Source organism: Angustibacter speluncae (genome assembly GCF_054777815.1).
This window is the reverse complement of sequence record NZ_BAAHAF010000091.1, coordinates 19331-28026: the sequence shown is the minus strand read 5'-3', so window position 1 is coordinate 28026 and position 8696 is coordinate 19331. Positions and strand designations below refer to the sequence as shown.

The window sequence follows — 8696 nt, the reverse complement described above, 5'->3', positions numbered from 1 at the left end:
CGGGCGTGACCGCTGCCGCGGCCGGCGCGCTCGCCCCGCCGCCCCGCCACAGGTGGCAGATCGCGAGCGCCAGGGCGTCGGCGGCGTCGGCGGGCCGCGGCACCTCGTCGAGCCCGAGGATGCGCACCACCATCGCGCCGACCTGCGCCTTGCCCGCCCGGCCGGACCCCGTCACGGCGGCCTTGACCTCGGTGGGCGTGTGCAGCACGACCGGCAGCCCGGCGCGCGCGGCCGCGAGCAGCGCGACGCCGCTCACCTGCGCGGTGCCCATGACGCTGCGCACGTTGTGCTGGCTGAAGACCCGCTCCACCGCGACGACGTCCGGCCGGTGCGTGGCGATGGCGTCCTCGATGGCGTCGCTCACCGCGACCAGCCGGGCCGCGAGGTCGGCCGCCGGCGGCGTGGTGACGACGCCGACGTGGACGAGGGACGCCCGGCGTCCCGCCCGGCCATCGACGACACCGAGACCGCACCGGGTCAGGCCGGGGTCGACTCCGAGCACGCGCACCCGGCCAGCCTCGCACGGCGCAGCCCGACGCCCGGGCCGCGACACCCACCTAGGCTGGCGACCGTGACGGCGCACGTCGTGGTGGAGCAGCACCTGCCGGCCCCGGCGGCGCGGGTGTTCGACCTCGTCCATGACTACGACCGGCGGCTGGAGTGGGACACGCTGCTGCGCCGCGCCGAGGTCGTGGGCGACGCTCCCCCGGGTCGCGACGTCGAGACCGTCTGCACCGCGCGGTGGTACCTGGGCGGTTTCGCGTTCCGCACCAGCTACGTCACGTTCCGGCGTCCGGAGCTGGCTGCCGTCGTGCTGACCCGTCCGGTGCTGGTGTTCGCCACGTGGGCCGCGTCGATCCGGCACCGCGAGGACGGGACGGGGTCGACGGCCACGTACACGCTCACCTTCACCTGCCGCCCCCGCGCGCTGGCGCCGCTCGTGGAACCGGTGGCGCGGTGGGCGTTCGGCGTCGAGACCCGCCGTCGGCTCCGGGCGCTCGCGCGCCACCTGCGCGATGGGGAAGACATAGCCGACGACTCGGTCGGTTGACGACAAAGCGCCCGAAGTCGTTGTGCCGCAACGACTACTGTACCTGACTGCGCGAGCGGCTCGGTGCTGGCGCGATCACCAGCGCCATTCTTCCGCCCACGCGCTCGGCGCCGTCGGGGATGCGGTCCACGACGGCCGGATCCAGGGGAGGACCAGGAGATGGCGACCAGCAGGAAGACGAACGGGAACGGCGGCACCACGCCGCTCGACCTCGACGTCCTGACCACGGCGCTCGCGGACGCGGGTGCCCCGTGGGAGATGGCCTACACGCCGATGACGGCGCTGGAGGAGAGCGAGCGGCGCATCCGGCTCGGCGTGCCGCCCAAGCCCGAGCTGCCCGACGACGACGAGGACGCCGCCGCTGCCGCGAGGGCGGCGAGCGCCGACATCGTCGGCGCCCCGGCGATGTTCGACGTGCGCAACGTCGGCGGGATCAGCTACGACACCTCGGTCAAGGACCAGGGCGGGTGCGGCTCGTGCGTCGCGTTCGGCGTCGCGGCCGCGATGGAGATCGTGTTCCGGTACACCCGGCGCACGCAGACACCGGTCGACCTCTCCGAGGCGCACCTGTTCTACGTGCACGCGCGCTCCGAGGGACGCAACTGCAGCAACGGATGGTGGCCCGACCGGGCCCTCACCCACGCGCAGGCCACGGGCGTGACGTTCGAGGACTACTTCCCGTACACGGCCGGCAACCAGGACGGCTCCGCGCTGAACGGCGACTGGCGCAACCGCCTGGCCAAGGCCACCGGGTTCGAGAACGTCTCGGGCAACGCGCTGAAGATGAAGGAGGCGATCTCGACCTACGGCGCCGTGACCGCCTGCTTCAACGTCTACCAGGACTTCTTCAGCTACCGGTCGGGCGTCTACAGCCACGTCAGCGGCTCGCTCGCCGGCGGTCACTGCGTGGTGCTCATCGGCTACGACGACGCGGCCGGCTGCTGGATCGCCCGCAACAGCTGGGGCGCCGGCTGGGGCGACGGTGGTTACTTCCGGATCGCCTACGGGCAGTGCGGGATCGAGTCGTACCAGACCTGCACCGTGCAGGGCGTGACGATGCGCGCGTGGCTGCCGAACCAGACGGTGGCCGGGCTCTGGTCGAACGAGCACGACGGCAACGTCTGGGCGTACGGCGCCCAGCGCGGCTGGCTCAAGCTCGACGGCGGCGACGCCGTCACCAACCACGCGATGCTGTCCGAGCTCGCCGCCTCCAAGGCGCTGTCGCGCCCGGTCGGGATGTTCGAGGACAACGGCAGCGTCCAGCAGATCTACGCCTGGTGAAGGGGCGGACATGAGCATCACGCACGAGGGACCGACGCTGCTCCCGGAGCAGCGCACGCAGGTGGGCACGACGGCCGGGGCGGGGGCGAGCGCACCGACGCTCGACCACATCGACCTCACCACGGTCGGCGAGTCCCAGACGTCGGCGCCGACGGCTGCGCCCCCCGGCACGGCGGGCGCCCAGGCGGGCGACCAGGGCGTCACCGGCACGTGGACCACGAACGTCACGATCGACGCGATGTGGTGCATCAACGAGACGCGCAACTCCTGGCTGCACGTCACCGGCGGCGCGTGGAAGAAGCTCTACAACGCCCGCGACGGCTCGTACCAGGCGCTGCTCACCCTGGCGGCGCAGGCGCGCCAGACAGGGCGGACGGTGAGCATGCGCGAGGAGGCCGACGGGATGGTCTACGAGATCTACCTGTGGTGACCTGACCGACTCCCGGGGCGCCGGGCCGGCTCACCGCACGGTGACGTCGACCCGGCGCTCCTGCGCGACCGCGTCCTCCCACGGACGCCCGAGCCGCAGGTCCAGCCGCCAGGTGCCGGTCTCCTCGGCCCGCAGCCGCAGCACGCGCTCCCCCGAAGCGCCCGGCGCGGGGCCGCCCGGCTCGGTCACGTCGTCGACCTCGACCAGGCCGCCGTCGGTCTCGGCCCGCCAGAGGTAACCGGTGGTGGCGGTCTCCTCGAGCCGCACCACGAGCACGTCGCCGCGCTCCAGCGCGACGTCGGAGTCGTCCCGGGCCAGCGGCACCTCGGCCATGGCGCGACGGTACGCGCGCGTGCACACTCAGGTCATGGCCGAACGGGGCACACCTGCCGACGCCCTCGGCGCGAGGATCGCCGCCGACGTCAGCGCGGGAGGACGGTTCCGGTTGCTCCCCGCGCGCGTGCCGCTCGACGACACCCGTCAGGAGACCCGGGTCGACGACGACGAGGACCACGAGGACACCCGCTCGAAGTGGCTCGCCGTCCTCTACGCGGTCGACGACGGCTGAGGTCCTCCCCTCAGCCGACCTCCGCCATGACCTCGTCGCTCACGTCGAAGTTGGCGAAGACGTTCTGCACGTCGTCGCTGTCCTCGAGCGCGTCGATGAGCCGGAAGATCTTGGTCGCGCCGTCGGCGTCGAGCTCGATCTGGGTGGCCGGCACGAACTGGGCCTCGGCCGAGTCGTAGTCGATGCCGGCCTCCTGCAGCGCGGTGCGCACGGCGACCAGGTCGGTGGCCTCGCTGACGACCTCGAAGCTCTCGCCGAGGTTGTTGACCTCCTCGGCGCCGGCGTCGAGGACCGCGGTGAGCACGTCGTCCTCGTCGAGCCCGGCGGCGGGCACGATCACGACGCCCTTGCGAGTGAACAGGTACGACACCGAGCCGGGGTCGGCCATCTGGCCGCCGTTGCGGGTGAACGCGACGCGGACGTCGGACGCGGCGCGGTTGCGGTTGTCGGTGAGGCACTCGACGAGCACGGCGACGCCGTTGGGGCCGTAGCCCTCGTACATGATCGTCTGGTAGTCGGCCCCGCCGGTCTCGGCGCCGCTGCCGCGCTTGACGGCGCGGTCGATGTTGTCGTTCGGGACGGACGACTTCTTCGCCTTCTGGATGGCGTCGTAGAGCGTCGGGTTGCCGGCCGGGTCACCGCCGCCGGTGCGCGCCGCGACCTCGATGTTCTTGATCAGCTTGGCGAACATCTTGCCGCGCTTGGCGTCGATGACGGCCTTCTTGTGCTTCGTGGTCGCCCACTTGGAGTGGCCGCTCATGACGTCTGCTCCCTCACCATCTGCACGAACAGCCCGTGCACGCGGTGGTCCCCGGTGACCTCCGGGTGGAACGACGTGGCGAGCAACGGACCCTGACGAACGGCCACGATCCTACCGTCGGCCGGACCGCCCTCGACGCGGGCGAGCACCTCGACGCCCTCGCCCACCTGCTCGACCCACGGGGCGCGGATGAACACGGCCCGGACCGGGGCGTCCAGGCCGGTGAACGCGACGTCCTCCTCGAACGAGTCGACCTGCCGGCCGAAGGCGTTGCGGCGCACCGTGGCGTCGAGCCCGCCGAAGGTCTGCTGGTCGGGGCGGCCGTCGAGCACCCGGTCGGCGAGCAGGATCATCCCGGCGCACGACCCGTAGGCCGGCAGGCCGTCGCGCAGCCGCGCGACCAGCGGGTCGCGCAGGTCGAAGGCACGGGCCAGCTTGTCGATCGTGGTCGACTCGCCGCCGGGCAGCACGAGCCCGTCGAGGCCGTCGAGCTCCTCGGGCCGCCGCACGGCGCGGGTGGTGGCGCCGGCGACCTCGAGGGCGCGGACGTGCTCGCGCACGTCGCCCTGCAGGGCGAGGACGCCGATCAGGGGTCCGGTCACGGCGAGCAGCGTAGGAGGGGCGGCGCACCGTCCCGTCCCCCGGGGCCGCGGGCGGTCTCAGTTCGTGTCCGGGACCCCGTCCAGGTCGTCGTCGCGCAGCTGGGTGAGCTGCCAGGAGATGGTGCACCGCCCGTAGTCCGACTGACCGACCGCCGGGTACGTCACCTCACCGCCGATCGTGCGCGCGCCCCCGTCCAGGGGTCCCTCGATGGCCGACTGGAGCGCCAGCCGGCAGGACGCGGGCAGGAACACCTCGCCCTCCGCGACGACGGACGTGACCGGGCCGCAGGACTCGGCGCTCGACCAGGTCATCGACGGGGTGTACCCGCCGAGCGTCACGTCCCAGTAGGCGTCGGCCGTGCCGGGCAGCACCTCGTAGAGCGCGAAGGCTCCGACGGTGGGCTGGCCGCTGAAGGACTGCCCCGACACCCGGTCCGCGGCGCAGGTCGGCGTGTAGTCCGTGGTCCGGGTCGAGTAGGACGTGGTCATCGCGGCGGCCTGCGCACCGGCGGCCCAGCCCTGCCCCTCCTGCTTGCGGACGACCACCGTCGCGGTGGTCGACTCGGCGATGCGGTGGCCGAAGCCACCGCCACCGGGCCAGTCCTGGTTCCAGGTGTGGTTGAACTGCACCGGGCCCGACCACAGGCCGGCCACCGTGGGCGGCTCGCCGCACCACGCCTTGATCACCCTGCGCGCGAACGTGCCCTTCGCGACGGTGAACACCCAGTCGCGCACGAACACGTCGGCCTCCACGGTCAGGTCGATCCGCAGTGCGGCCGAGACCTCGATGCAGCCGGTGACGACGTCGACGAGGACCTCCAGCGCCGGGCCGAAGGCCCCGCCCAGACCGACCCGGCCGGCGAGCGAGACCTCGGCCCCCAGTCCGAGCATCGCCGTGAGCGACCCCTCACCCACCACCTGCAGGTCGGCGGTGATGCCGAACCCGTGCGACTCGGTCACCCCGTCCTTGCGGGCTTGGAAGCCGACGGCCGCCCGCGGCTCCCACCACGACCCGATCGAGACCTCGCCGTCCGCCGACAGCGTGAGCTGCGGCCGCAGGACGAGCAGCAGCGGTGGGGCGGCGCTCACCGGGATGGTGGCGGTGAGGGCGTCGCTGGTCAGCCGACACGAGGCCGCGCCCCGGAAGCCGGTGTTCACCTCGAACCGCGGGTGCGCCGTCACCAGCACGTTGAGGTACGGCTCGAAGACGTTGGCGTCCATCGAGACGTCGGCGTGCACGTCGCTGAGGTCGGCGGTGATGCTCACGGTCGGCGCCCCGCCGGGGCCGGTGCAGCTGAAGTCGACGGCCGACCACCCGCCCCCGAACGACGGCGCGGCGGCGGCGGACCGCCCCCCGGCCGGAGCACCCGCGACCGCGACCTGGTCGTCGGTCAGGGCCGTGCTCACCGACACCCGGAAGGTGGAGTACGCCTCGTCGAGCGCAGCGGGCGTGGTGGTGACCACCCGCTCGCCACCCGCCGTGCTCACGGCGGTCACGCGTCCCAGCAACCCCTGCGGCGCCTGCGCCGAGGCGGGCAGCACCAGCACCGCCCCGACCGCGGGCGCCGGGACCGACGTCGACAGCCGCGTCGTCTGCTGGCCGGACGGGTCGCCGGTCGAGCCGAGCACGGCCGCGGGCGGCGGCAGCACGGTCGCCGGCAGCGGGACCGTGCTCGACACCGAGCGGTCCTCGGCCAGCACGTACCCGAACACGTCGGCCAGCAGGTGGGTGCTCGTGCTCGTCCAGAGCACGACCCGCCCATCCGGTCCGACCGGGGCCACCACCAGGTTCGGGACGGTCTGGCCCGCCGCCAGGTTCAGGCTCGACGCGTTCGGACGGGGGCTGCCCGAGGCGTGCACGGTCACCCACCCGGCGCCCGACGGCTGCGTCGCGGTGACGTTCAGCACCACCGACGACACGCCGACGGCGGGCACCCCGGCGACCCCCGCGACCTGCAGCGAGACCGCGGTACCCGGTCCCATCGGTCCCGCCGCAGCGCCCGTCCCGTTGCGGGTGTCGAGCACGCGGGCCGGCACGACCTGGCCGAGGGTGCCCGCGGCCGAGGCGTCACCGGCGAGCAGGTAGCCGGCGACGTCGGCGAGCAGGTGGGCGGTGGTCGTCGTGTACAGGCTCACGGTGCCGTCGTCGCCGAGCGGCGCCACCACCAGGTTCGGGACGGTCTGCCCGCCGACGTAGTTCAGGTTCGAGGTGCCGGGTCGCGGCGACCCGCCGGCGTGCACCGTCGCCCAGCCGGGACCTCCCGCCCCGACCACCGTCACGTTGAGCACCACCGCCGCCACGGCGTCCTGCGGGACCCCGCCGCGCCCGGCCACCGCGAACCGCACCGTCGCCCCGGCACCGGCGGGCGTGGTGGTGGGGACACCCGTCCCCACCCGGGTGTCGAGCAGGCGGGAGGGTGCGAGCGACCCGAACGCCCCGGGCAGCACCGGCTCCCCGGCGACGTGGTACCCGCTGACGTCGACCAGCAGGTGCGCGGTCGCCGAGGTGAACAGCGAGATCGAGCCGTCCGGCCCGACCGGCACGACGACCGCGTTCGGCACCGTCCGTCCGGCCGCGTAGTTGAGGTTCGAGGTGTTCGGCACGGCCGAGCCGCCGGGGAACACGGTGACCCAGCCAGCCGCGGCGGGCGACACCACCGTCACGTTGAGGACCACCGACCCGACGGCGTCGTCAGGCACCCCGCCCCGCCCGGTGACCTGCACCCGCACGGTCCCGCGTCCCGGCACCGGCCCCGCGGCGCCGGCGCCGAGCCCGCTCCTGGTGTCGAGCAGCCGGGTCGGGGCGAGCGCCTGGAACGACCCTGCACCCTGGTCGGTCGGGAGGTCGTCGGGGACGTCGTGCACGTCCGGCTCGTCGGCGACCGCCGACGTGGACCGGGGTGCGGACACGACGTGGTCCGCCTGCACCGGCCCGCACGTGCCCGCCACGAGCGCGACGGCGGCCACGGCCGTCCACACCACGCGTCCGACCGATGTCATCGAAGCCTCCACGTCTAGCGCCGCCCCCCTGCAGGTGGACCGTAGGGCCGGCGACCACCACGGCACAGCGCTTCGGCGCGGGCTCAGCCGTTAGGACGAGGCGGCACCGTCACGGACCCGCGCCACGCTCCCGTCCGGCGGCACGGGCACCGCGTCACCGTGCAGCGCCCAGGCCAGCGCCTCGACGCCGTCGACGACGCGCGGCCCGGGACGGGTGACGAGCGCCCCGGCGTCGACCGCCCACACCTGCGCGGCGGGCAGGCGTCCCAGGACGGAGCGGGCCTGCTCGACGGCGTCGTCGAGCCCGAAGCCGCACGGCGCGACGACGACCACGTCGGCCTGCGCGCCCGTCACGGCGTCCCAGCCGACCCCCGTGCTGACTCCCCCGGGCGCGGCCAGCACCGGCTCGCCGCCGGCGGCGACGACGAGGTCGGGCACCCAGTGCCCGGCGAGGTAGGCGGGGTCGGTCCACTCCAGCACGAGCACCCGCGGGCGCGGACGGCCGGCGACGGCGGACGCCACCGCGTCGAGCCGCCGGGAGAGCGCGTCGCGCAGCCGCTCCCCCTCGTCCGCGCGCCCGGACGCCGCGCCGACGGCGAGCGCGCCGTCGAGCACCTCGTCGAGCCGGTGCGGATCGAGCGTGACGACGGCGCCGGGGCACCCGGCGGCGTCGAGCGCGGCCTCGGCCTCACCGGCGGGCAGGGCGCACACCCGGCACAGGTCCTGGGTGAGCACCAGGTCGGGGGCGATCTCGGCCATCGCGGCGGCGTCGAGGTCGTACAGGCCGAGGCCGGCGCGCACCCGGGCCTTGACCTGCGCGTCGATCTCCCCCGGCGTCAGGCCCTCGGTCGCCAGCCCGGTGACGACGACGCGGTGGTCGGCGCGGGCCGACACCGGCTCGTCGCACTCGAAGGTGACGCCGCGCAGGTCGTCCTGCAGCCCGAGCGCGTAGACCCACTCGGTCGCCGACGGCAGCAGCGACACGATCCCGGGCACGCGGCGAG

General features: G+C 74.4%; 10 protein-coding genes. 4 read left to right on the top strand and 6 right to left on the bottom strand.

Annotation, left to right across the window (positions count from 1 at the left end; genetic code table 11):
- A partial coding sequence (gene ruvC, locus ACYVKY_RS11685) for a crossover junction endodeoxyribonuclease RuvC (RefSeq protein ID WP_460435160.1) occupies positions 1-508 on the bottom strand: 508 nt, incomplete at its 3' end.
- 63 nt (positions 509-571) lie between these two features.
- Between ruvC and ACYVKY_RS11680 the strand changes: the two genes are divergently transcribed.
- The 3 genes from ACYVKY_RS11680 (at position 572) to ACYVKY_RS11670 (ending at position 2762) form a co-directional block, all read left to right on the top strand.
- Positions 572-1051 carry an SRPBCC family protein gene (locus ACYVKY_RS11680; RefSeq protein ID WP_460435159.1) on the top strand — a complete coding sequence of 160 codons (480 nt, stop codon included), beginning with the start codon at positions 572-574 and terminating at the stop codon, positions 1049-1051.
- A gap of 159 nt (positions 1052-1210) precedes the next feature.
- Positions 1211-2332: a C1 family peptidase gene (locus tag ACYVKY_RS11675; protein ID WP_460435158.1), complete on the top strand. Its 1122-nt coding sequence runs from the start codon at positions 1211-1213 to the stop codon at positions 2330-2332.
- Positions 2333-2342: 10 nt separating this feature from the next.
- On the top strand, positions 2343-2762 hold the full coding sequence (locus ACYVKY_RS11670) for a hypothetical protein (RefSeq protein ID WP_460435157.1): 420 nt from the start codon (positions 2343-2345) through the stop codon (positions 2760-2762).
- A gap of 30 nt (positions 2763-2792) precedes the next feature.
- On the opposite strand, the gene ACYVKY_RS11665 is transcribed toward ACYVKY_RS11670, so the two are convergent.
- A complete protein-coding gene (locus ACYVKY_RS11665; protein ID WP_460435156.1) occupies positions 2793-3095 on the bottom strand; it encodes a protease inhibitor I42 family protein in 303 nt (100 codons plus the stop codon).
- A gap of 34 nt (positions 3096-3129) precedes the next feature.
- Here ACYVKY_RS11665 and ACYVKY_RS11660 point away from each other — a divergent pair, with 34 nt between their 5' ends.
- Complete coding sequence (locus ACYVKY_RS11660) at positions 3130-3330, top strand: hypothetical protein (protein WP_460435155.1); 201 nt, start codon at positions 3130-3132, stop codon at positions 3328-3330.
- Between the two features lie 10 nt (positions 3331-3340).
- Here ACYVKY_RS11660 and ACYVKY_RS11655 read toward each other — a convergent pair whose 3' ends face one another.
- The 4 genes from ACYVKY_RS11655 to ACYVKY_RS11640 all read right to left on the bottom strand — a co-directional run bounded on the left by ACYVKY_RS11655 (position 3341) and on the right by ACYVKY_RS11640 (position 8688).
- Complete coding sequence (locus tag ACYVKY_RS11655; RefSeq protein ID WP_460435154.1) at positions 3341-4090, bottom strand: YebC/PmpR family DNA-binding transcriptional regulator; 750 nt, start codon at positions 4088-4090, stop codon at positions 3341-3343.
- Positions 4087-4692 (bottom strand): pyridoxal 5'-phosphate synthase glutaminase subunit PdxT, encoded by a 606-nt coding sequence (pdxT, locus tag ACYVKY_RS11650; protein ID WP_460435153.1) that lies wholly within the window; start codon positions 4690-4692, stop codon positions 4087-4089. The genes ACYVKY_RS11655 and pdxT overlap by 4 nt, the downstream gene beginning before the upstream one ends.
- Before the next feature lie 57 nt (positions 4693-4749).
- Positions 4750-7692, bottom strand: a complete 2943-nt coding sequence (locus ACYVKY_RS11645) for a hypothetical protein (protein WP_460435152.1) — start codon at positions 7690-7692, stop codon at positions 4750-4752.
- Positions 7693-7782: 90 nt separating this feature from the next.
- Positions 7783-8688, bottom strand: coding sequence for a TroA family protein (locus ACYVKY_RS11640; RefSeq protein WP_460435151.1), 906 nt, complete (start codon positions 8686-8688; stop codon positions 7783-7785).
- Between the last annotated feature and the right edge of the window lie 8 nt (positions 8689-8696).

What these genes read in the sequence shown, in the direction of transcription:
- ACYVKY_RS11675 (WP_460435158.1), top strand. Translation starts at nt 1,211, where the DNA reads ATGGCGACCAGCAGGAAGACGAACGGGAACGGCGGCACCACGCCGCTC.
- ACYVKY_RS11670 (WP_460435157.1), top strand. Translation starts at nt 2,343, where the DNA reads ATGAGCATCACGCACGAGGGACCGACGCTGCTCCCGGAGCAGCGCACG.
- ACYVKY_RS11665 (WP_460435156.1), bottom strand. Translation starts at nt 3,095, where the DNA reads ATGGCCGAGGTGCCGCTGGCCCGGGACGACTCCGACGTCGCGCTGGAG.
- ACYVKY_RS11660 (WP_460435155.1), top strand. Translation starts at nt 3,130, where the DNA reads ATGGCCGAACGGGGCACACCTGCCGACGCCCTCGGCGCGAGGATCGCC.
- ACYVKY_RS11655 (WP_460435154.1), bottom strand. Translation starts at nt 4,090, where the DNA reads ATGAGCGGCCACTCCAAGTGGGCGACCACGAAGCACAAGAAGGCCGTC.
- ACYVKY_RS11645 (WP_460435152.1), bottom strand. Translation starts at nt 7,692, where the DNA reads ATGACATCGGTCGGACGCGTGGTGTGGACGGCCGTGGCCGCCGTCGCG.